We start from the raw sequence: 21,540 nt of genomic DNA, 5'->3' as shown, positions 1-21,540 counted from the left end.
GAAGGATGGCTGAATATACGCAAGCGGAAACCGGCGGAACACTCCAGCGGCCCGAAGGCCTGCGTGGGATCGCGGCCGATCTCTCTTCCGACCAGCGGGCATTCAAGAACGTCTCGTGGGGGAAGGCCATGATGTGGATCTTCCTCCTCAGCGACACCTTCGTCTTCGGCTGCTTTCTGCTTGCCTATATGACTGCGCGCATGTCTACGCCTGTCGCGTGGCCGAATCCCAGCGAGGTCTTCGCACTTCATATCGGCGGGCAGGAATTGCCGCTGATCCTGATCGCCATCATGACCTTCGTCCTCATCAGCAGTTCTGGCACGATGGCGATGGCTGTCAATTTTGGATATCGCCGCGAACGCGGCCGGACGGCCGCCCTGATGCTGCTGACAGCGGTTCTCGGCGCCACATTCGTCGGCATGCAGGCGTTCGAATGGACTAAACTGATCTCGGAAGGCGTAAGGCCCTGGGAAAATCCCTGGGGTGCGGCGCAATTTGGCTCGTCGTTCTTCATGATCACCGGATTCCACGGCACCCATGTCACTTTCGGCGTGATCTTCCTTCTCATCGTCGCCCGCAAGGTCTGGCGGGGTGATTTCGACACGGAGCGGCGGGGCTTTTTTACCAGCCGCAAGGGTGATTACGAGATCGTCGAGATCATGGGTCTCTACTGGCACTTCGTCGATCTCGTCTGGGTGTTCATTTTCGCATTCTTCTATTTGTGGTGAGGACTGCCATGGCACATGCGCAAACGCATTCCGGACAACAACACCCCGTCAAGCTCTATCTCCTGGTCTGGGGGTTGCTCTTCGTCCTCAGCACCTTCTCGTACCTGGTCGACTATTTCGCTATCCAGGGCTACGCGCGATGGTTCCTGATCCTGTTCTTCATGGTGCTGAAGGCAGGACTGATCGTCGCCGTCTTCATGCACATGGCTTGGGAGCGGTTGGCGCTTGTCTATGCAATCCTGGTGCCGCCGGTTCTGGTGCTTGTCTTCGTCGCCATGATGGTTTCGGAATCGAACTATACGATCTTCACGCGGCTGACCTTCTCCAGTGTAGGCCTCTGACGCGATCACTTGTTTAACTTTAGAAGATCGAAGCATTGTTTGGCTCCAACATGTTTCCGTTAAATTCAACGGGTTACTCGGCCATGTTGCGAGGCAGAAAACGTAGTTAATTTTTACAGTTAAGCAGCTTTTAACGTTTCCAATTCATTATCCATGCAAAGCCTATCAGATTGGCAGGGAGTCCGCTCTGCCGATGCAACTGGATTTTGGAGTGGATCATGAAAAGAAGCTTGTCCGGCGTCTTTGCCGCATTGCTTGTCACATCAAATGCTTTCGCCGCCGATCTCGCTCCTATCGAGCCCGCGCCGGAAATGCCGCCAGAAGTCACGGTAGCCGAATCGACCGGCTGGTATCTGCGCGGCGATGTCGGCTATGGCTTTACCGACATGCGCGGCGCCCGCTACTTCCAGGGAAGCAACGCCAATGAGGTCGATTTCGACAGCGCCGAGCTGCGCGACTCCTGGACGGTCGGCGGCGGCGTTGGTTACCAGATCAACAATTATTTCCGCACCGACCTCACGCTCGACTACCTGACCAAGGCTGATTTCCGCGGCTCAACGACCGGCCAGTGCGGTGCCCCACTCGAGGCCTGCACATCTCGCGATGTCTCGTCGCTCACGGCCTGGTCGCTGATGGCGAATGCCTATGTCGACCTCGGCACTTACGGCGTCTTCACTCCTTATGTCGGCGGCGGTATCGGCGGTACCTATGTCAAATGGAAAAACCTTCGTAACGAATCCTGCCAGGATGATGGCGGCGGTTGCGATGACGAAGTGATCCATGGCGGCCGCGGCAACTGGCGCTTCAGCTACGCGCTCATGGCCGGCGCCTCGATCGACGTCACTTGTAACGTCAAGGCGGATGTCGGCTATCGCTTCCTGCATGTCGACGGCGGTAGCATGTTCGGTTACGCGAGCAATGGTGGTCCTGGCCGGGACAAGGGCTTCAATGTTCATGAAGCCCGTGTCGGCGCTCGTTACCTCTTCGGCGGTTGCCAGCAGGCAAGCTACGAGCCGCCGCCGGAAATTCCGCTGCAGCCGTCGGTCTACAAGTGATCCGAAGTCTCAGCTGCTGATCGAAAGCCGCCCGTTGGGGCGGCTTTTTCGTCATGGATGCAGATCGAGCACGTTCAGCGATCTGTGCCATTGTCTTCGGGCCGTTCTCCGCCCTGTCGGCCCCGCGCGGATGAAGCGGACTTGATCGCGCCTGCGTCAAAAAATCGTCCGGATGCGACACTTCTACGTTGACTATGATGCGCGCCATCTATATCCACGGCGGCGGGACACTCCTCCCCAACGAGGAGCTATCTATCTGGAAGGATAGCACATGGCGAAGACCGCAAAGCCGGACGTACGTCCGCAAAATACTCATTTCTCTTCTGGCCCCTGCTCGAAGCGCCCCGGTTGGACGCTCGATGCCCTTTCTGACGCGGCTCTCGGCCGTTCGCATCGCGCGAAAGTCGGCAAGGCAAAGCTGAAGCAAGCCATCGATCTTACCCGCGAAGTCCTGGAAGTGCCGGCGGATTACCGCATTGGCATCGTTCCCGCTTCCGATACCGGTGCCGTTGAAATGGCGCTCTGGTCGCTGCTCGGTGAGCGCGGTGTGGACATGCTCGCCTGGGAAAGCTTCGGCGCGGGCTGGGTCACCGATGTCGTCAAGCAACTGAAGCTCAAGGACGTCCGCAAGCTCGAAGCCGGTTACGGCGAGCTGCCAGACCTTTCCTCCGTCGATTTCGACCGGGACGTAGTCTTCACCTGGAACGGTACCACATCGGGCGTTCGCGTTCCGAACGGTGATTTCATCCCGGCCGACCGCAAGGGACTGACGATCTGCGACGCGACGTCTGCCGCTTTTGCGCAGAACCTCGATTTCGCCAAGCTCGATGTCGTCACCTTTTCCTGGCAGAAGGTTCTCGGCGGCGAGGGCGCACATGGCGTCATCATCCTTTCGCCGCGCGCGGTTGAGCGCCTGCTGACCTATACGCCGGCCTGGCCGCTGCCGAAGATCTTCCGCATGACCTCCGGCGGCAAGCTCTCCGAAGGCATTTTTCAGGGCGAGACGATCAACACGCCTTCGATGCTCTGCGTCGAGGACTATCTCGATGCGCTTTTTTGGGCAAGGCAGCTCGGCGGCCTCAGGGCACTGATGGCGCGTGCCGATGCGAATGCCAAGGTCATCGCCGATTTCGTTGCGGCCAACGACTGGATCGCCAACCTGGCGGTGAAGCCGGAGACCGCGTCGAACACGTCAGTCTGCCTGAAGATCGTCGACAAGGATGTTGCGGCACTCGACGCCGACGGCCAGGCGAATTTTGCCAAGGGCATCGTCTCGCTGCTCGAGAAGGAAGGTGTCGCTTACGACATCGGCCATTATCGCGATGCGCCCTCGGGCCTCCGTATCTGGGCAGGCGCCACGATCGAAACCGCCGACATGCAGAAGCTGATGCCCTGGCTCTCCTGGGCCTTCGAGACGCAGAAGGCGACGCTTTCCCAGGCTGCTGCCTGACGTGATCGCATCCGGCTCCGCTCACTGAGCGGGGCCTCCGCATTCTCATTTATCATCGCTGAACACTTTTGAAGGAAGCCCCCAATGGCACCTCGCGTTCTCGTATCCGACGAATTGTCAGAAACCGCCGTCCAGATCTTCCGCGACCGCGGCGTCGAAGTCGATTTCCAGCCGCAACTCGGCAAGGACAAGGACAAGCTCGCCGAAGTCATCGGCAACTATGATGGTCTTGCCATCCGCTCCGCCACAAAGGCGACGGAAAAGCTGATTGCAGCCGCGACCAACCTCAAGGTCATCGGGCGTGCCGGCATCGGTGTCGACAATGTCGATATCCCGGCTGCTTCGCGCCGCGGCATCATCGTCATGAACACGCCCTTCGGCAACTCCATCACCACGGCCGAACACGCAATCGCGCTGATGTTCGCCGTTGCCCGCCAGCTACCGCAGGCTGATGCCTCGACGCAGGCCGGCAAGTGGGAGAAATCGAAGTTCATGGGTGTCGAAATCACCGGCAAGACGCTTGGGGTGATCGGTGCCGGCAACATTGGATCGATCGTCTGTGCTCGCGCCATTGGTCTCAAGATGCACGTTCTCGCCTACGACCCGTTCCTGTCCAAGGAGCGCGCCGAGGAAATGGGCGTTGTCAAGGTCGAGCTCGACGAACTGCTTGCCAAGGCTGACTTCATCACGCTGCATGTGCCGATGACGGACAAGACGCGCGGCATCCTCAACAGGGAAGCACTGGCGAAGACGAAGCCGGGTGTGCGCATCATCAACTGCGCCCGCGGCGGTCTCGTCGATGAGGCTGCGCTTGCAGACGCGATCAAGTCCGGCCATGTCGCCGGTGCTGCCTTCGATGTCTTCGAGATCGAGCCCGCCAAGGAAAGCCCGCTCTTTGGTCTGCCGAACGTCGTCTGCACGCCGCATCTCGGTGCATCGACCACGGAAGCGCAGGAAAACGTCGCCCTGCAGGTTGCCGAGCAGATGGCGGACTATCTGGTCAAGGGTGCCGTTTCCAACGCTATCAACATGCCGTCGATCACGGCTGAAGAAGCGCCGATCCTGAAGCCGTTCATCAGGCTCGCGGACGTTCTCGGCGCCTTCGTCGGCCAGGTCACCGAGGAGCCGATCAAGGAAATCGAGATCCTCTACGACGGCGCCACGGCGAACATGAATACCCGGGCGCTGACGAGCGCGTTGCTTGCCGGTCTGATCCGCACGCAGGTTGCCGACGTCAACATGGTTTCGGCGCCGATCATGATCAAGGAAAAGGGTATCGTGCTCTCCGAGGTCAAGCGCGACAAGACCGGCGTCTTCGACGGCTACATCAAGCTCACGGTGACGACCGAGAGCATGACGCGCTCGATCGCCGGTACCGTCTTTTCCGACGGCAAGCCGCGCTTCATCCAGATCAAGGGCATCAACCTCGATGCCGATGTCGGCAGCCACATGGTCTATATTGCCAACACCGACGTTCCCGGCATGATCGGCTTCATCGGCACGACGCTCGGGGAAGCCGGTGTGAACATCGCCAACTTCCAGCTCGGCCGCGACAAGCAGGGTGGTGATGCGATCGCGCTTCTCTATGTCGATGGTCCGATCGGCGATGACGTTCTCGCCAAGCTGACGGCGCACCCGGCAATCCGCCAGGCCAAGCCCTTGGTCTTCGCGGTCGATTAAGATTTCCTCCCAAGGAAGAATGCGAATGCCCGGCGTGGGGGACTGCGCCGGGCAAAACTTTCAATCAGATCGAAAAGTTGGCGCTGTTCGGAATCTGACCTTGCGGTGTCAGGTCATCGACGGCCCTCGGTAGGTCTTTTGAAAGGCGTTTCAGGATTTCATCCTCACTCAACCCTGTCTTTGCAGAAAGTTCTTCGAGAACGTCGGGGCCGAGCGCTTGCGAAAGCTGCCGGTCGTCGATCGGCTTGTTCGCACCGGGCGATACCCATGAATCCGCGGTATCGCCATAGCCGTTCTTGGTGAACTGATCGAGTAGGCCGCCAAGGCCGCCACTCAGGACACCGCCGGCAGAGCCGCCCTTGACGAGGTCACCAAGACCACCGCCTGCAAGGCCGCCGAGAAGTCCGCCCAAACCTCCTCCAGAAGGCTGCGAGGGCACTGCGCCGGGCTCTGTGCCGGCAGTTTGCGGCTGTGCGCCGCCTTGCGTGAGTTCGCGGAGTGCTGCGGCGATCTTGTCGCGGTTCTGGTAGCCGGCGACGGCAAGTATGCCGAGCAATGCCGTAAGATTTCTGCGATCCATGATATCCTCCCCATCGAGATTTGCCCGGGCGCCGCATTCGACGAATACAGCCCGAATGCGGGAATGCGCGGACGGCAACATGGTTCCCGTGTCATCGAAAATACATCACAAGCTATGGTTGGCTCGCCACCGGCAGAGATGCACTATCGGATCGGACGTAGCAGCCGCAGCGCATTGAGTGTCACCAGCACTGTTGCGCCCGTATCGGCGAGGATTGCGGGCCAGAGGCCGGTGAGGCCGATGACGGTCGTTATGAGAAAGACCGCCTTCAGGCCAAGCGCGATTGCGATGTTTTCGAAGATGTTACGCATCGTCCGCTTGGAAAGCTCGATCATCGCTGCCACATCGCCGACGCGGCCGTGCAAGATCGCCGCATCCGCCGTCTCCAGCGCTACGTCCGTGCCGCCTCCCATGGCGATGCCGACATCTGCAGCCGCCAGGGCAGGGGCGTCGTTGATGCCGTCGCCGACTTTGGCGACGATGAAGCCTTCGCGCTTCAGCTCGCCGACAATACGCTGCTTGTCTCCGGGCATGAGTTCGGCCCGGACATCGATACCAAGCTGTTCACCGATCGCCTTTGCAGTGCGTTCGTTGTCGCCGGTCAGCATGACGATCCGGACCCCGGCATTGGTCAGGATCTTGAGGCCGGCTTTTGCGTCCCCGCGCGGCTCGTCGCGCATGGCGATGAAACCGGCGGCTTTGCCGTCGACGAGTAGAACCGATACGCTTTTGCCCTGTTCGTTCAATGCAGCGATGCGCTCGCCCTGTTCGGCCGTCAGGGCGCCCGTCGCGCGGGCGGCAGACGGAGAGAGAAGATCGAGCCTTTCACCGCCAACGCGGCCGGTCATGCCCTTGCCGGGAATGGCTTCCACCTCGAAGGCCGGCGGTACGGGCACCTTGTCGCTCTTTGCGCGATCGAGGATCGCCAGTGCGAGAGGGTGGCTGGAGTTTCTTTCCAGGACGGCTGTGCGCGAAAGCACTTGAGCCTCCGTCAATTCGAAAGGCACGATGTCGGTCACCCTCGGCTTACCTTCGGTCAATGTACCGGTTTTGTCGAGTGCGACGGCGGTGACCTTGCCGAGCGTTTCCAGCACGGCACCACCCTTCATCAGCAATCCGCGCCGCGCGCCTGCCGACAGCGAAGCGGCGATTGCAGCGGGCGTCGAGATCACCAGAGCGCAAGGGCATCCGATCAGCAGGATCGCAAGCCCCTTGTAGATCCATTCGTCCCAGGCGCCATCAGCAAGGAGCGGCGGGATGATCGCGACCAATGCCGCGGCCGCGACGACGCCTGGCGTATAGTAGCGCGAGAATCGGTCGATGAAACGCTCGGTGGGGGCCTTCGATTCCTGCGCTTCCTCGACGAGTTTGATGACGCGAGCGATCGTGTTGTCGGCACTTGCGGCGGTGACCTTGATACGCAGCGCGGCATCACCGTTCACCGTTCCAGCAAAGACCGTGTCATCGGTACCTTTGCGCACCGGAACGCTTTCCCCCGTCACAGGCGCCTCGTCGATCTCGCTTTCGCCCGAGACGATGACGCCGTCAGCGGAAATCCGGTCGCCGGGGCGGACGAGGATGGTGGAGCCAACAGCGAGCTTTTCCGCCGGCACTTCGCGCGTTTGGCCGTTTTCCTCCAGCAAGGCGCTCTTCGGCACGAGCGCCGTCAGCGATTGAATGCTCGCCCGAGCGCGTCCGGCGGCAACCCCTTCCAGCAACTCGCCGACAAGAAAGAGGAAGACGACGGCTGCGGCCTCCTCTCCAGCGTCGATGATGACGGCGCCGATGGCCGCGATCGTCATCAACATCTCGATCGAAAACGGGGTCCCGGAAAGTGCCGCCGAGATCGCGCGGCGGGCGATCGGTACAAGACCGACCAGCACGGCGGCAACAAAGGCGTAAGGGGCGATCGCCGGGATGAGATGCCCGGCAGCATAAGCCGCGGCAAGAGCCGCACCGGCTGCGATCGTCAGGCGCCCTTTTCTGCTTTGCCACCAAAGGCCGCCCATCGGCCCATGGTCGTGGCCGTGCAGCTCTGTGATGTCCTTTTCAGGATGAGTATGTCCATGGTGATCGGTATGGCCATGATTATAGCCTTGCACAGCGTGATCGTGATCCCGCGCCCTTGCCGGCATTGGCACGACCGAATAGCCGAGACCGGTCACCTTCTTCTCTATCGCTTTCAGATCACTGGTACCATCATGGCTGATGGTCATCGTGCCGGCGGTCACGGAAACGGAAACGTCCTCGACGCCGGCAATGCGGCGGACTGCCGTGTCTATCTTCGCCGCGCAGGATGCGCAGTCCATGCCGCCAACTTTGTATTTCGCCCGAGCCGCTTCAGCCATTTCGGATTTCCTTGTTCTTCAGCAGCATTCTTCCTACATGCTCTAGCGACTAGAGGTGCAAGAGAAAAATCATGAAAAAGATCACAATCGGCGATGCAGCCCGCCAGAGCGGGGTGAAGGTTCCAACGATCCGCTACTATGAGAGCATCGGGCTGCTGGCGGCGCCCAGCCGCAGCCAGGGTAACCAGCGCTCCTATGAACCTGCCGATATCCGCCGCCTTGCCTTCATCCGCCATGCCCGCGAGCTCGGCTTCGAGGTCGGTTCCATCCGAACCTTGCTGGCGTTGCAGGATGATCCCGATCAATCCTGCGCTTCAGCCGATGCGATCGCCAAAGCGCGGCTCATCGAGGTCGAACAGCGCATCCGCAGTCTCATGGCCTTGAAAACCGAGCTGGAGATCATGGTCGAAGGCTGCGGCCACGGCCGTGTGGATCAGTGCCGGGTCATCGAAGTCCTTGCCGATCACGGGCAGTGCATGCATCCGCACCACTGAACTTAAACGGCGCAGATCGTTCTCATTTCCAACCAGAAGGAACACCGATCCATGCGCAGATGATCCTTTCCAACGATTTCCCTCACTACTGGAATGGCAAGAACGTGGAGAAGTGGTGCTGAAGCTGAAAACGCCTCAGCCCTTCGGAAGGTCGCCGTAGGTAGTCCTTGCAAGCAACCCGGTGACCTCACCATCGCTGGTCTGTTTGAAATCGTCATAGTGAAGGCTGACCGCCTGGAGGTCTTCAGGGGCGGATAGACAGAAGACTTCGTCGACTTGCGTCTTCAGTTCCTCGATGACCATCCGCGGCGCAACCGGGACCGCAAGCGTGATATGGGCCGCGCCCGCCTGGCGGAGCGCCTTCAATCCAGCCTTTACCGATGCGCCGGTGGCAATGCCGTCGTCGACGAGAATGACGCTCCGGTTCGCAAGATCAGTCGGTGGGCGATCACCGAGATAAAGCTTTCGACGCCTCTCTATCTCTTCGAACTGGCGGGCGGCCTCTTTCTCGAAATAATCCAGGGACGCACCGCAATAGGCAAGAACGTCCTCGTTCATCACACGTTGTGGATTTTTGCCGTCGACGACAGCGCCGATGGCATATTCCGGATAGCCAGGCGCCCCGATCTTGCGGACCAGGAGAATATCGAGCGGCGCGTGCAGGCAGCACGCGAGTTCGAATGCCACAGGCACGCCGCCGCGCGGCAGACCGAGCACGACCGGGTTATCGCTTCGTGCGCCAATGGCTTCGGCGAGCCTTCTGCCCGCGTCGGCACGATTGTGAAAGCGGAGAGCGCTCTGCATCGTCACAGTCCGAACGGATAGGTTTCAGGTACACCTTGCGGGCGCACGGCAGCAAGCGGCTTCACGGCTTTCGTTTCTTCGAACCAAAGGTAGCAGTCGAACTGTTCCGGAAGCACGGCTTCGAAATAGTGGCTGTAGAATTCGCTTTCCGGCCGGTAGACAACGCCGATGGCACGTTCAAGTCGTCGTTCCGACAATATCTCGCGCACTGCCCGATCGCGAGTTCCGCGCAGGTCGGTCAGCGATCTCGGTATCGCGGTCTGCCGGAAAACACGTTCGTAGGAGTCTGGACGCGAAGGATTGACGGTCTTGACTTTTACCGGCTGATCCCAGTCGTCGGCGGCGGCCACAGTACCGCGGTCCGTCCCGAAGCCCACGAGAAGAGCCTCCTCGCCGTACGCGATCCGGGCAAGCTCGCCGATGTTGAACTGGCCGTCCCAGCCCATGGCGGTGGCGGCCGCATTGCCGATGTGCGAATTGTGGGCCCACACGACAGCCTTTGCATCTGGCCGATACTCCATCAGCTTCTGGAGCGTTTCGAACATGTGCTTGTCGCGCAGGTTCCAGGAATCGTTGCCGCTCCGGTACATCGCACGATAATAGTGTTCGGCGGTTGCGACGATACGCGCATTTTGAGCTGCATCGAGAAAGTCCTCGCCGTCAGCGGCTGCATAATCGAGCTCGCGGGCGAGCAGTTCCTGCAATTGGGCGACGACGGCCGGTTCGCATTCCTCCTGAAGGCCGGAAAGGATGGCATGGGCATAGCCCGCCGGCCGCTCCTGCCATGGCGTCAGGCAGGCGTAACGGCGGCGGGCTTCTATCGCCTCGGCGGGGTCGATACGCTGGAGGTAATCGAGCACCGCTTTGAGCGAGCTGTTCAGTGAGTAGATATCCAAGCCACGGAACTCGACGCGCCGGCCCGGCGCGAGGCTCTCATTGTAGTTGCGCAGCCATGAGACGAACTGCTCGAACTCGCCGTTCCGCCACATCCAATCGGGAAAGCGTATAAACGACTCTGCGTCGTAGGCTCGTACGTTCCGGTGGCGCACATGCCGGTCGATCCTTTCGGCGTCGGGCCAATCAGCTTCAACGGCAACAATGTTGAAACCGTGATTTTCGATGAGGTTTCGGGTGATTGCCGCGCGCGCCTGGTAGAACTCAGCGGTGCCGTGCGACGCCTCGCCGAGGAGGACGACCTTCGAGCTGTCGATATATGGATCGAAGAAGACGCCGAATTCGATCATATGAGCGGGATCAGGCAGCGGTTCGCATGCATGGCGAATTGCATGCGCGATGCCGTCCGCCTGGTTCGGTTACATGAGCCTCCTTTTCGAAATGTGATCGGTTATTTGTCCGTTGTTCGCGAAGGCGGTTCGACGCCGTTGGCTCCGTATCGTCTCACTAGAAACAAATTGCCGCGGGGATTGTTCCTGCGGCATCAAACGGCATCCAATTGCCTAATCAACATGCTTCCGCCCAAAGTTTGGGCGATCTATGATTCTGATTTTATTTAGTTTTTTTCTCTATAAACAGCCCGGATATTTTTCGAACCCATCCTCTATCCATGGCCGTAACCGTGAAAAAGCCCGATGAGATCGTAGCTCCGAACGACGATTTCCGCTCGCTGTTCAAGACGCATCCGTCGCCGATGTGGGTCTATGATCCCGAAACATTACATTTCCTGATCGTCAACGATGCCGCGCTGGATCTTTACGGTTTTGCGCCGGAGGAATTTTCTGCCATGACGGTGCTCGACATCCGGCCGGCTGCCGAGCGAGCGCGCATGCTGAAGGCTGTCGAAACGCGCACCGACATCGAAAAGGCCGAGCGCTGGGCGCATCTCAAGGCCAATGGCGAGACCTTCGAAGTGCTAACCTATGGACGCGAGGTACGCTTCGACGGAAAGAGCGCCATCTTGGCGATCGTGCAGGACCGCACGGAGGTCAATGCCGCAAGGCGGCAGGTGACGGATACGCGCTCGCTGCTCGACAGCATCGTCGATAACCTTCCAGTCGGCGTTTTCGTCAAGGACATGGAGGAGGACGGCCGCTACATCCTTTTCAACGAGGCCTGCAGCGTCATTGTCGGCCGTTCCACGGAGGACGTGCTCGGCAGCACCGACCGCACGATCTTTCCGGCGGCGCAGATGGCGACCCTCCGCGAACAGGACAGCCGCGCCTTTGATGCCAAAGGCACGATCACCTTCGAGGAAACGATCCAGGGTCTCGACGGCGTGCAGCGTATTCTGAGGACGGCGAAAAAGGCGCTGCCTGCTCCCGAAGGCGGTCCGCCGCGCTATCTGCTCGGCATCTCACAGGACGTGACGGAAGAGCGGGCCTTCGAAGCGAAGCTTGCATACATGGCCATGAACGATTCCTTGACCGGCCTGCCGAACCGCGCGGCCTTTGCCCAGCATATCGAATTGCATGCCGCCGCAGCGACGGCGACTGCCCCGATCGCGCTTCTTTATCTCGATGTCGATCATTTCAAGCACATCAACGACAGCAAGGGCCACGCTGCTGGCGACACGCTTTTGCGCCAGGTTGCGAAGCGCCTTTCCGCGCTGGCGCAGGAGGGTGATCTCGTCGCCCGCCTTGGCGGTGACGAATTTGCTCTTGTCCTGAAGCTTGCGGAGATTAGCCGCGCTGAGCGCTTTGCCAAACAGCTTCTCGCGCTGCTCTCCGCGCCTTTTGATCTCGATGGCGCCAACGAGCATGTCAGCTGCAGCATCGGGATTGCACTGGCACCGGAGCATGCCGAAGATGCCGACGTGCTGATGCGCCATGCCGATCTTGCGCTTTACGCCGCGAAGGCGAGCGGCCGGTCGACCTATCGCTTCTATGAGCCCGAGATGCGGCTTGAAGCCGAGCGGTGGCACCAGTTGAGTGCAGAGCTTCGCGATGCGCTGGTGAAAAATCAATTCGAATTGCACTATCAGCCGATTGTCAGGCTGGAAGATGACGGTCTTGCAGGCTTCGAAGCGCTCATCCGCTGGCACCATCCGCTGCGCGGCCTGGTCGCACCGACGGAGTTCATTCCGATTGCAGAGGAGACGGGGCTGATCGTTCCGATCGGCGAATGGGTGCTGCGCGATGCATGCCGTACCGCCGCTTCGTGGCCCGGTCATCTGAAGATTGCGGTCAATCTCTCCGTCAGCCAGTTCCGCCACACCAGTCTTCTGTCGACCGTTGTCGCTGCCCTTGACGGCAGCGGCCTGCGGCCGGAGCGGCTGGAAATAGAGATCACGGAATCCGTCTTCCTCGACGACGTCGAATTGAGCCTGCCGCTGCTGCGCGCGCTGAAGGAACTCGGCATCCGTATCGCGATCGACGATTTCGGCACCGGCTATTCCTCCTTCAGCTATCTTCGCGCCTTCGCCTTCGACAAGATCAAGCTCGATCGCAGCTTCGTGGCCGGTATCGAGAGCGATGCCGGCAGTCTCGCCATCATCCGCGCAGTCGTCGGCATCGGTTCGGGCTTCAATGCGACGACGCTTGCCGAAGGTGTCGAAACAAAAGAGCAGCTCAAGAGGCTCAAGCAGGAGGGTTTCGGGGAAGTCCAGGGCTATCTGCTCGGCAAGCCCACGCCACGGGCGCAAGCCGAAGAATTGATATACGGCACGGCCTTAAAGCGGCGCATCGCCGTCAACGGCTGAGATCTCCCATCGGAAGGCTCCGCGGCCTTGCTGCGTTCCAAGCGGTCGCATGAACTTTTGCCCTTTTCCATATTGCAGAGCACCCTAAGTGCCAGCTCATGTCCGACCTTGTGAACGATATTCGCGCCCAAGGCATCTGGCTGCCTGATTGGGTGGCAAGCATTGGCATCTTCGCTGTCGTGGTGGCGCTCTCGCTTTTCTTCCATCGCGTCGCTTTCCGGCTTCTGGCACGCCTCGTCGCTTCTCGCGATATCATCTGGCGGTCGCTTGTCTCCCGGCTCGAGGGCATGGCGCGGCTGGCTATCCTAGCTGCGGCGCTGGGTTTTGCCGCCACGATTTCACCGCTCACGGAATATCAGGCCTCGACGCTGCGCCACGTGCTGCTGATCGCCTTCATCATCCTCGTTGCCTGGATGGGGAAGACCGCCAAGCATATCTGGATGACGGTCTATCTGCGGCGCTTCAAGCTGGACGCCGAGGATAATCTGTTCGCGCGCAAGCATGTCACGCAGTCGCGGATCATCGAGCGGATCGCAGACATGATCATCGTCGTCGTGACGATTTCCGCCTGCATGATGACTTTCGACGCGGTCAAGCAATATGGCGTGAGCCTGCTCGCATCCGCCGGCGTTGCCGGCATCGTCGTCGGTCTGGCTTTGCAGCCGGTCCTGAAAAATCTCTTCGCCGGCATTCAGCTTGCGATCACGCAGCCGATCCGCATCGACGATGCGCTTCTGGTCGAGGGCGAATGGGGCAATGTCGAGGAGATCACCTCGACTTATGTCGTCGTGAAAATATGGGACTGGCGCCGCCTCGTCCTGCCGCTCAGCTATTTTATCGAGAACCCGTTTCAGAACTGGACGCGCGAGAGCGCATCGCTGATCGGCACGGTCATGATCTATCTCGACTACAGCGTGCCGGTTTCCGCGATCCGCGCCAAGGCGGAGGAGATACTGGCCGGCTCCAAGCTCTGGGATCGGAGGGTAGCCAACGTCGCCGTCACCGATTTCAGGGAGAGCGTCATGGAAATCCGCATCCTCGCCTCGGCTTCGAATTCCGGGCGAACCTTCGACCTGCGCTGCGAAATCCGCGAAAAGCTGATCGATTTCATCCAACGCGAACATCCGCAGGCCTTGCCGCAGGTCAGAGCAGTGCTGGAGGGCCGGGAGGAGAGGGGGCGCAAGGCAGCAGCGGAATAGCGCGGCATGGCTGCAAATCCCCGCCTCTTGCGCGAAGTCGCAATCCTTTCTATATCCACGGCCACGAAAGCCCGGCGGACCAGCCTGCCGGAAGAGCAGGAAATTCCGCCGCATTTGCAGCGCAAACGGCGGAGCGAAACAAGCACTGAACTGGCAGCACCCGTGAACACACTGGATTTTGACAAGAAGCCGGAAGATACGCGCGTTGTCGTCGCCATGTCGGGCGGCGTCGACAGTTCCGTCGTTGCCGGCATCTTGAAGCGCCAGGGATACGATGTGCTCGGTATCACGCTGCAGCTTTATGACCATGGCGCGGCCGTTCACCGCGCCGGCTCCTGCTGCGCCGGGCAGGACATCGACGATGCGCGCCGTGTCTGCGAAACGCTCGGCATTCCGCATTACGTGCTCGATTACGAGAAGCGCTTTCGCGACACCGTCATCAATCCCTTCATGGAAAGCTATGTCGCAGGCGAAACGCCGATCCCTTGCGTATCATGCAATCAGACCGTGAAGTTTGCCGATCTTCTGGCGACCGCCAAGGAACTCGGTGCCGATGCGCTGGCGACCGGCCATTACATCCGTTCGCGCCCGAACCCGGCATCCGGCAACCCCAGCCGCCGCGCGCTTTACCGCCCGGCCGATGCCGATCGTGACCAGAGCTATTTCCTGTTCGCGACCACTCAGGAGCAGATCGACTATCTGCGCTTCCCGCTCGGCGGGTTGCCGAAGGCCGAGACCCGCAGGCTTGCCGAAGAGATGGGGCTCGTCGTTGCGAAGAAGGCCGACAGCCAGGACATCTGTTTCGTGCCGCAGGGCAAGTATTCCGATATTATCACCAAGCTGAAGCCGAACTCGGCGCTGGCGGGCGAGATCGTGCATCTCGACGGCCGCGTGCTCGGCAGCCATGACGGCATCCTTCACTATACGATCGGCCAGCGCCGCGGTATCGGTGTTGCGACCGGCGAGCCGCTCTATGTCGTCTTTCTCGATGCGCGCTCCCGCCGTGTCATTGTCGGCCCCAAGGAAGCGCTGGAAACGCACCGCGTCTATCTTCGAGACGTCAACTGGCTCGGCGACGAACCGCTTGCCGAAGCCGCGTCCGGCGAAGGTTTTGCCTGCTACGCGAAGGTTCGCTCTACCCGGGCGCCGACACCGGCCGTTCTTCGTGCCGATGCGCACGGCATCTGTGTCGACCTGACCGTCGGCGAAGCCGGCGTGGCGCCCGGCCAGGCCTGCGCGCTTTATTCGGCGCCGGGTGATGACGCCCGCGTCTTTGGCGGCGGCTTTGTCGAGCGTTCAGAGCGCGAGCCGGCGGCCGAAGCCTCGCTGAGGGCCCTCCTTTCCAGACCCGTCGCCGCCTGAACCGGACGCGAAACGGTATGCAACAATGCTCGCCGTTTTCTTGATGTCACCTGCTTGACACCAAGCCGGACCGCACCTTATAAGCCGCTCATCCCACGAGCCGCCGCTTCGCGAACGGCATCGTTGACCAGTGGCGGAGTAGCTCAGTAGGTCAGAGCAGAGGAATCATAATCCTTGTGTCGGGGGTTCAAATCCCTCCTCCGCTACCATCTTTATCGACAGCGTCGGGCGACGAACAGCCGATTAGCGACTGCCAGCCGCCGCAAGCTGAACGGCGGACCTAGCCTCCTCGGCAGACAGTCGTCCTTCGTGAGCCGCATTGCAGGTGCGCCACGCGTTGCGCCACTTTTCGCTGTTCTGATTGGGTTCGTGAATAAGCCAGTTCATCGCCTCCTCAGCCGAGCCGAGAACAATCCGGATACGGCCGTCTCCCAAGACGAGGGGCTCCTTCCAACGTTGTATCAACATGATCGAACTCCGAACGTAAGTGCATCGATCTAGGTTCGTTCCCTAGGATGCGTATAGCCCATATTAGCTAGTTGCCATACACAGGGCCTTCACGCTTTAAGGTTAATAGAACTTTGGTCGGTTCTCGGCCACCGCTTTGTCTCCGTCGCAGAAGGCGGAGCGGTGGCCTTTTAATGACCACCCTGTTCGAAGGCCCGCCAACACCCCGGCGGGCCTTTTCGATTGAGCAAGGCTTGCATCTTTGAAGGCGTCTTTGCCGTCGCGTCACTTGCGACACGGGCCTGCGTTGGGCTATCAAAAAAACGCGAGCCTGTCGGATACCCGCGGCAACGTTCCGGCATTCCTGCCGGACCGAAAACGAGTCCGGCAGAGGACAAGGTCGCGGGAGTAGCTATAACGCGCTAGTACGGTTGGAGACCTTCTAAGGCGGCGGCTCCCGGGTAGGGAACGAAAGAATGTTCCGGTCCTATCGACGAGAGTTAATTGCCCTCTGGCCCGTGATTACGGGAAGTCCTTGCAGCTCGCGGACCTTGTTTACCGATGCAACAGAAAGCCGGCTCCAGATATCAGCGAGAGTGTCAGCCGCCTCGAGAAGCTCGTCATCGATATCGGCGTTTTCCATCTCAGAGAGGATCCGACCGAATGCTTGAGCGCCTTTCTCAACATCGCTGTAAAGTAGGGTCGCCATCTCAATTGGAAGACTTGGCATGGCTAGGAGAGTTGTCACCTGTACCTCCTTGCTCTTCGCAATGTCCCCTTGCTCTGCCAATGTTGCAAACCAATCAACTGCCATGTCTTTCCTCCATCACAGGAATTTCGGCGTGACAGGATCACCTTCCGTTACATCCAATGAGGGTAGAATGGTTGATGGCACAAGCTTGAGTCAAGGAAATGTTTGGCGATCTCGACGGCTCGAGTGGAGATGTTCAACCTCTGGGCAGCCTGATCATTCAGCAAATTTGCGGTTTGATCGAAATCCTCACTCTTTCGGTCTCCGCCCCGCAGCATCTTGGCCAGCTTCGCCGCAACCATCGCCCTTTGGCTTTCAGTTAGGTGTCGGCGCTTAAGTTTGACACTGAGCTTTCAACATCTTCGCCCGAGCGACCCGGAACCATAACCCAGTATTGAGATGCAAAGCGCGTCCCCACCTGTCAATTGATCAACTCCCTTACCCTGTCCAGCTCCACTCCGAGCTGCTCTTGCCATCGACTTTAACGGTATAATAGTCAGCGTTTGAAGCGTCGCCCCGGCTGTCGAAGTAGTCACAACCGGCGGCTCCTCGAATCAGCAAAGCGGCCGATGATACTAATCTACCGGCCGCTGGAACTGCTTGATCCGCATAGAGCGGCCGAGAGCTTCAGCGAGCGCTGGGGACGAATGTTTGCCACCGATTGCGAGCCTAACAGCGGTCGTCATCGCCACACGGCCACGGCCGCTGTCTATCGCAACACGATGAAATTTGCACCACTGGTGAACCACCGTGGTGACCGTGTCGATATGGCTTTCATCGAGGGGAAGTAAATCCTGAAGAGACATCTCGTGCTCCTCCATGATGGCAAGAGCACGTATAATCTCCCAACCGGTCTCAGCCGTTAATCGGGGCCGGCATGGACAGTGTACGCCCGATACCATCAAGGGCAATGGGAAACCGCGATTGACAATCGCTGCATGAACGATAACCGATTTACTTTCATGCTGCGTTCAGGATCGATCTTCGAAAATGGACCATCTTTTGGGAGGTGCTGGACCATGACCAGAGATGAGTTCGCTGCGAACGATGCACCATTGCAGAACGAAGATATTGTGATCTGCAAAAGAGTCTTCGATCATATCTGCGCGACTGGGCACATAACGGGTGACGACGCCTGCGACGAGCTCGCAACCCAGATCATCTATTTCTATCAGCACGGCGTCACGAGTGAAGACAGCTTGGAACAGCTACTCGTAAGCATTGTCGAGAAACAGAGGTAGACGTGACTATTCGAACATGGCCGCAGTACTACGCCAGAGGCGACGGAGATGGCAGCTGGTCGATTGTCGATACGCAAACGCACAGGGTCGCTGCCATTGCTGAAACTCTGCCGCTCAAACGTCTTGAGAAACCACCGCCGAACTGCCGCGATGGCTTCACCGCTACAATTGGCATAGACCTCATGGCAGTATCGGCTCAAAACCACCCATCAGCCGACTCGGTCTGACCGGGAACAACCTGTTGAGGCTCCACAGCTAGTTTGCTGTCTTTTGCTGGTCTGTCATCTTACGGGCGCGCGGCAGGAACAAGGCTAGCTCCCTGTGTCGCGTGGTGCTAGGGCTCGCGTTGAACCGATGCCCGCGGGCCCGCATCGTTCTCATCAGGGCGACCGCCCTTCAGCGGCTTTCAGATTCAGCTTAGAACGGTAAGGCCGGGGCTATTTCCCATGGTACCCCGGCCAAGGAAAGCGGCCGGTACTCAGGGTCGCGCCGCACTCATTCCGTGCAGCGGAGGAACGATATCCTATCGGTAGCGTTTTACCGGCACACTGAAAATCCTGGAGGATAACATGAAAAAACTGGTCATCTCCGCCGTATCGCTGTTTCTGTCGCTCGGCGCGGCGGCGGTCGCGCAGACAGCGACGGTCGTCGTTCCCGGCGAAGTCAGAACCTACGTTCTTGAGCAGAAATCGCCATCGGTCAAGTTTGAAGGTGAGGTTGCAGTCGGTACGGCGCTTCCTGACACGGTCGAGATCCACACGATCCCCGATCAGCCCGATTACGGCTATGTGATCGTCAACGAAAAGCGCGTGCTCGTCAATCCAAAGACCCGCGCGGTGATCGAGGTCGTCGAATAACTTGAATGCACTGCGGGCCCGCCCCCGGGCCCGCTAATTCCTCCCCATCAATCCACCTTCGTCCAAGGTCAAAGACAGAGGCCGACGTGAATATACGCCCGCATTATTACGCCAGACGCGACGGGGATGGTAGCTGGTCGATCGTCAATACCCAGACGCAAAAGGTCGCTGTCATCGCTGAAATTCTGCCGCTAAGACGCCTTGATGAATCCACCGCCATGGAGATTATCGATGCCCTGAGAGAGAGGCATTCGGCCTCCGGAGAACCCGGCGCCTCCGCCGACAGCACAACGGCACGAGGGCACGACGGCCTAAGCCGTTTTAACTAATTTGCTCTCGTTTGATCGGCTGTCATTCTGATTAGTGCGTGACGGAGGCGAACCCCTTCCCCTCTTGTCACGCGGCGCGAAATGGGCTCGCGTTGATCGATGGCCAGCGCGAGCCTCCTTCTATTCAAGCGGGAACATTCATAGCCAGCTCTCGCTCATCCTTATCCTGGTGCTTTGCTCTTCCCTATGCAGTGGGTATGCCTATGCGCAACACCGGCGCAAAGGACCACTATCATGCCGAGTTTAGAAGTACTGAAGGAAAAGCGGCACATTTGTCAATTTTACGTCGAGAAGGTCGAGCGCGAGCCGCAAACGCTACCGAAGATCGTGATTTTGAGCTGGCCTATCTCCTCGGCAGCCCTCGCAATACTCGCGAGGACACTCAGATCCTCGAAGATGAAATTGTTGATCAGGAATATGAAGAGAACAACTAGGATCATCCAACCGCCTGGGATGTTCGGCGGATGGATCGTGCGGCCAAGGTCTCCTGTCACCTTGCTTTAACCCCTTGCACGCGGCCGTGCGATCCGCCTCAGTGCTTCTTGTTTCGGTAGCGTGCCGAAACCAATGATCCCTCTCATGCGTTTATCTTCAGAACGTCGACCGACGTTCCTCTTCGTCAACAACTAGCCCCGATTCGTCGGGGCTCTTTGTAATGAAGGATCGCACGTGATTATTCGAGTATGCGCTCCCTACTTTGCGAAACGTGGCCGCGACGCCACTTGGTCGATCGTTGACATGAGGACCAGGGAGATCGTTCTCATCGCGGAAAGCACTCTGCCGCTCCAGCATCTCGAAGAGTCCACGATGATGGAAATCATGGATGCTCTGCGCGAAAGGGATTTGACCTCTACCTGGGCAACTAGCCCCTTGCAGGGCAGGGATTTGAGATGATCCCGTTTGCGTCGTGGTTCAACGTCCCAGATAATCGTCCCGATCCTCCGGATAGCATCCGCGAAGGTGACGCCCATGCCGTACCGAAAGAAAGAAGCTTCCCGCAGAAAGAAGCTTCCGGAAAAGCCGCAGGTAAGAAATCGATAAAGGGTTAAGTCGTCAGCCACAACGGCCCGGAGAGGCTTTAAGAAAGTTCGAAGACCTATACGAGCAGATCAAAGCGCTGCATGGACGGTAACGGAATTTAGGCCGGGGCTGTTCCCACGTTCCCCGGCCAAGGAGCATGGCCGTGCCCGCGGATATTGGCCTATTAACACTTAGTCGTCTTCTTCATTTGGCCGGGAGCGGCAGTGTTGGCGTCAGTGTCCTGCTGCCCCGGTGCCGCCTGCTTCGCGCTTCCGGGCTGTTGGCCAGGTGCGCAGTCCTTAGCCGAGTTCGAGTTCGTAGTGCTGCCAGTGGTAGTAGTGTCGGTTCCCTTATCGGTAGTGATGGGTTTGGTCGTAGTCGTCGTCGTTGTTGTCGTGCCGGTCGTTGTGCTCGTCTGGGCAAGCGGAATGCCTGCCGACAGGGCCAGCATAGCCGATGCAAATAAGATTCGTTTCATCGTGGTTCTCCATTCTTAATGCTCGGTAAGCCTGACGACCTAATGGGAGTCGAAGAAGTGTTCCGCCGCGCTTTTCGATTTGTAACCACGGCTAAGAGGGTCCGTGGGGTCTTTGCTCTTCCCGATACAGCGAGTATGCATGCTCAACACCGACGCAGAAGACCAGTGTCATGCCGAGTTTAGAAGTGCTGAAGGGAAAGCGGCACATTTGCCAGTTTTACGTCGAAAGGGCCGAGGGCAACCGACGATCGTGATTTCGAACTAGCTGCTCTTCTCGGCAGCCTCAGCAGTATTATTCGCGAGGAAATTCAGCTCCTCGACGATGAAATGCTGATCGGGAGAAGCGGACGACTAGGAACATTCAACCGCCTCGAATGTTCGGCGGAATGGATCGCACGGCCAAAATCTCCTGTAATCGTGCTTTAGCCCTTGCACATGGCTGTGCGATCCGCCAGCAGACACTTGTGCCTGTAGGACTAATCCTCTCCAAGGGCCTGCCTCGCTTCATTTGGCGGGGCTTTTTTATGTGCTGGCGGAACACTCTCGGCGGTTAAGTCGTTGAATTGAGTGGATGCGCGGCACCATCTACGCTCGCGCATCTAGCCGGCGACCTGGCCCTGCTCAACACCCCGTACGCAGGGCCGCTTTTTGTGCGGAATCGCACTAATACCTTTGGGGTAGTTTAACGAGAGATCGTCTCACCCATCTTACAAGAGCCGCA

20 protein-coding genes, 1 tRNA gene and 1 pseudogene are annotated in these 21,540 nt (G+C 59.1%); 16 read left to right on the top strand and 6 right to left on the bottom strand.

Annotation, left to right across the window (positions count from 1 at the left end; all coding sequences use genetic code 11):
• Positions 1–5: 5 nt before the first annotated feature.
• From BLP23_RS21355 to serA, 5 genes are all read left to right on the top strand, one after another.
• Entirely contained in the window at positions 6–728 is a 723-nt protein-coding gene (locus tag BLP23_RS21355; RefSeq protein ID WP_092586826.1) for a heme-copper oxidase subunit III family protein, read from the top strand.
• Positions 729–736: 8 nt separating this feature from the next.
• Positions 737–1,069 (top strand): cytochrome C oxidase subunit IV family protein, encoded by a 333-nt coding sequence (locus tag BLP23_RS21350; RefSeq protein WP_039846010.1) that lies wholly within the window; start codon positions 737–739, stop codon positions 1,067–1,069.
• Positions 1,070–1,287: 218 nt separating this feature from the next.
• The gene (locus tag BLP23_RS21345; protein WP_092586825.1) at positions 1,288–2,124 is read left to right on the top strand and encodes an outer membrane protein; all 837 of its coding nucleotides are present in this window, start codon (positions 1,288–1,290) and stop codon (positions 2,122–2,124) included.
• 271 nt (positions 2,125–2,395) lie between these two features.
• Entirely contained in the window at positions 2,396–3,574 is a 1,179-nt protein-coding gene (locus BLP23_RS21340) for a phosphoserine transaminase (RefSeq protein ID WP_092586824.1), read from the top strand.
• Positions 3,575–3,658: 84 nt separating this feature from the next.
• Positions 3,659–5,254, top strand: coding sequence for a phosphoglycerate dehydrogenase (gene serA, locus BLP23_RS21335; RefSeq protein WP_092586823.1), 1,596 nt, complete (start codon positions 3,659–3,661; stop codon positions 5,252–5,254).
• Positions 5,255–5,318: 64 nt separating this feature from the next.
• Here the strand turns inward: serA and BLP23_RS21330 are convergent, their stop codons facing one another.
• Together BLP23_RS21330 and BLP23_RS21325 are read right to left on the bottom strand one after the other, a co-directional pair.
• Positions 5,319–5,834 carry a YidB family protein gene (locus tag BLP23_RS21330; RefSeq protein ID WP_092586822.1) on the bottom strand — a complete coding sequence of 172 codons (516 nt, stop codon included), beginning with the start codon at positions 5,832–5,834 and terminating at the stop codon, positions 5,319–5,321.
• 143 nt (positions 5,835–5,977) lie between these two features.
• Positions 5,978–8,182 carry a heavy metal translocating P-type ATPase gene (locus tag BLP23_RS21325; RefSeq protein ID WP_092586821.1) on the bottom strand — a complete coding sequence of 735 codons (2,205 nt, stop codon included), beginning with the start codon at positions 8,180–8,182 and terminating at the stop codon, positions 5,978–5,980.
• Between the two features lie 71 nt (positions 8,183–8,253).
• Between BLP23_RS21325 and BLP23_RS21320 the strand changes: the two genes are divergently transcribed.
• Positions 8,254–8,676, top strand: a complete 423-nt coding sequence (locus BLP23_RS21320) for a MerR family transcriptional regulator (RefSeq protein WP_092586820.1) — start codon at positions 8,254–8,256, stop codon at positions 8,674–8,676.
• Between the two features lie 135 nt (positions 8,677–8,811).
• Here BLP23_RS21320 and BLP23_RS21315 read toward each other — a convergent pair whose 3' ends face one another.
• Positions 8,812–9,480 carry a phosphoribosyltransferase gene (locus BLP23_RS21315; RefSeq protein ID WP_092586819.1) on the bottom strand — a complete coding sequence of 223 codons (669 nt, stop codon included), beginning with the start codon at positions 9,478–9,480 and terminating at the stop codon, positions 8,812–8,814.
• A 2-nt stretch (positions 9,481–9,482) separates the two neighbouring features.
• Positions 9,483–10,724: an erythromycin esterase family protein gene (locus BLP23_RS21310; protein WP_092586818.1), complete on the bottom strand. Its 1,242-nt coding sequence runs from the start codon at positions 10,722–10,724 to the stop codon at positions 9,483–9,485.
• A 332-nt stretch (positions 10,725–11,056) separates the two neighbouring features.
• Here BLP23_RS21310 and BLP23_RS21305 point away from each other — a divergent pair, with 332 nt between their 5' ends.
• The 4 genes from BLP23_RS21305 to BLP23_RS21290 all read left to right on the top strand — a co-directional run bounded on the left by BLP23_RS21305 (position 11,057) and on the right by BLP23_RS21290 (position 15,905).
• Positions 11,057–13,135 (top strand): putative bifunctional diguanylate cyclase/phosphodiesterase, encoded by a 2,079-nt coding sequence (locus tag BLP23_RS21305; RefSeq protein ID WP_324613770.1) that lies wholly within the window; start codon positions 11,057–11,059, stop codon positions 13,133–13,135.
• Positions 13,136–13,233: 98 nt separating this feature from the next.
• Positions 13,234–14,334, top strand: a complete 1,101-nt coding sequence (locus BLP23_RS21300; protein WP_092586816.1) for a mechanosensitive ion channel family protein — start codon at positions 13,234–13,236, stop codon at positions 14,332–14,334.
• A 162-nt stretch (positions 14,335–14,496) separates the two neighbouring features.
• Positions 14,497–15,696 carry a tRNA 2-thiouridine(34) synthase MnmA gene (mnmA, locus tag BLP23_RS21295; protein ID WP_092587045.1) on the top strand — a complete coding sequence of 400 codons (1,200 nt, stop codon included), beginning with the start codon at positions 14,497–14,499 and terminating at the stop codon, positions 15,694–15,696.
• A gap of 132 nt (positions 15,697–15,828) precedes the next feature.
• A tRNA-Met gene (locus BLP23_RS21290) sits at positions 15,829–15,905 on the top strand.
• A 34-nt stretch (positions 15,906–15,939) separates the two neighbouring features.
• Here BLP23_RS21290 and BLP23_RS21285 read toward each other — a convergent pair.
• Both BLP23_RS21285 and BLP23_RS21280 read right to left on the bottom strand, forming a co-directional pair.
• Entirely contained in the window at positions 15,940–16,164 is a 225-nt protein-coding gene (locus BLP23_RS21285; protein WP_092586815.1) for a DUF982 domain-containing protein, read from the bottom strand.
• 466 nt (positions 16,165–16,630) lie between these two features.
• Positions 16,631–16,957, bottom strand: a complete 327-nt coding sequence (locus BLP23_RS21280) for a hypothetical protein (RefSeq protein WP_092586814.1) — start codon at positions 16,955–16,957, stop codon at positions 16,631–16,633.
• 506 nt (positions 16,958–17,463) lie between these two features.
• On the opposite strand from BLP23_RS21280, the gene BLP23_RS33295 reads away from it, so the two are divergent.
• The 6 genes and pseudogenes from BLP23_RS33295 to BLP23_RS33280 all read left to right on the top strand — a co-directional run bounded on the left by BLP23_RS33295 (position 17,464) and on the right by BLP23_RS33280 (position 19,755).
• Positions 17,464–17,685 carry a hypothetical protein gene (locus BLP23_RS33295; protein WP_139187096.1) on the top strand — a complete coding sequence of 74 codons (222 nt, stop codon included), beginning with the start codon at positions 17,464–17,466 and terminating at the stop codon, positions 17,683–17,685.
• A 228-nt stretch (positions 17,686–17,913) separates the two neighbouring features.
• On the top strand, positions 17,914–18,135 hold the full coding sequence (locus BLP23_RS21265; protein WP_092586811.1) for a hypothetical protein: 222 nt from the start codon (positions 17,914–17,916) through the stop codon (positions 18,133–18,135).
• A 136-nt stretch (positions 18,136–18,271) separates the two neighbouring features.
• Positions 18,272–18,394, top strand: a pseudogene (locus BLP23_RS33290) (IS481 family transposase); the annotation flags it as partial.
• Between the two features lie 310 nt (positions 18,395–18,704).
• Positions 18,705–18,992 carry a DUF1236 domain-containing protein gene (locus tag BLP23_RS21260; RefSeq protein ID WP_092586810.1) on the top strand — a complete coding sequence of 96 codons (288 nt, stop codon included), beginning with the start codon at positions 18,705–18,707 and terminating at the stop codon, positions 18,990–18,992.
• A gap of 86 nt (positions 18,993–19,078) precedes the next feature.
• Entirely contained in the window at positions 19,079–19,321 is a 243-nt protein-coding gene (locus tag BLP23_RS33285; RefSeq protein WP_139187095.1) for a hypothetical protein, read from the top strand.
• A 203-nt stretch (positions 19,322–19,524) separates the two neighbouring features.
• Entirely contained in the window at positions 19,525–19,755 is a 231-nt protein-coding gene (locus BLP23_RS33280; protein ID WP_139187094.1) for a hypothetical protein, read from the top strand.
• Positions 19,756–21,540 lie beyond the last annotated feature (1,785 nt).

This window comes from Rhizobium mongolense subsp. loessense (genome assembly GCF_900099775.1).
Taxonomy (GTDB): Bacteria; Pseudomonadota; Alphaproteobacteria; order Rhizobiales; family Rhizobiaceae; genus Rhizobium; species Rhizobium loessense.
The sequence above is the reverse complement of the archived record's forward strand: the minus strand, read 5'-3'. Positions and strand labels throughout refer to the sequence as shown.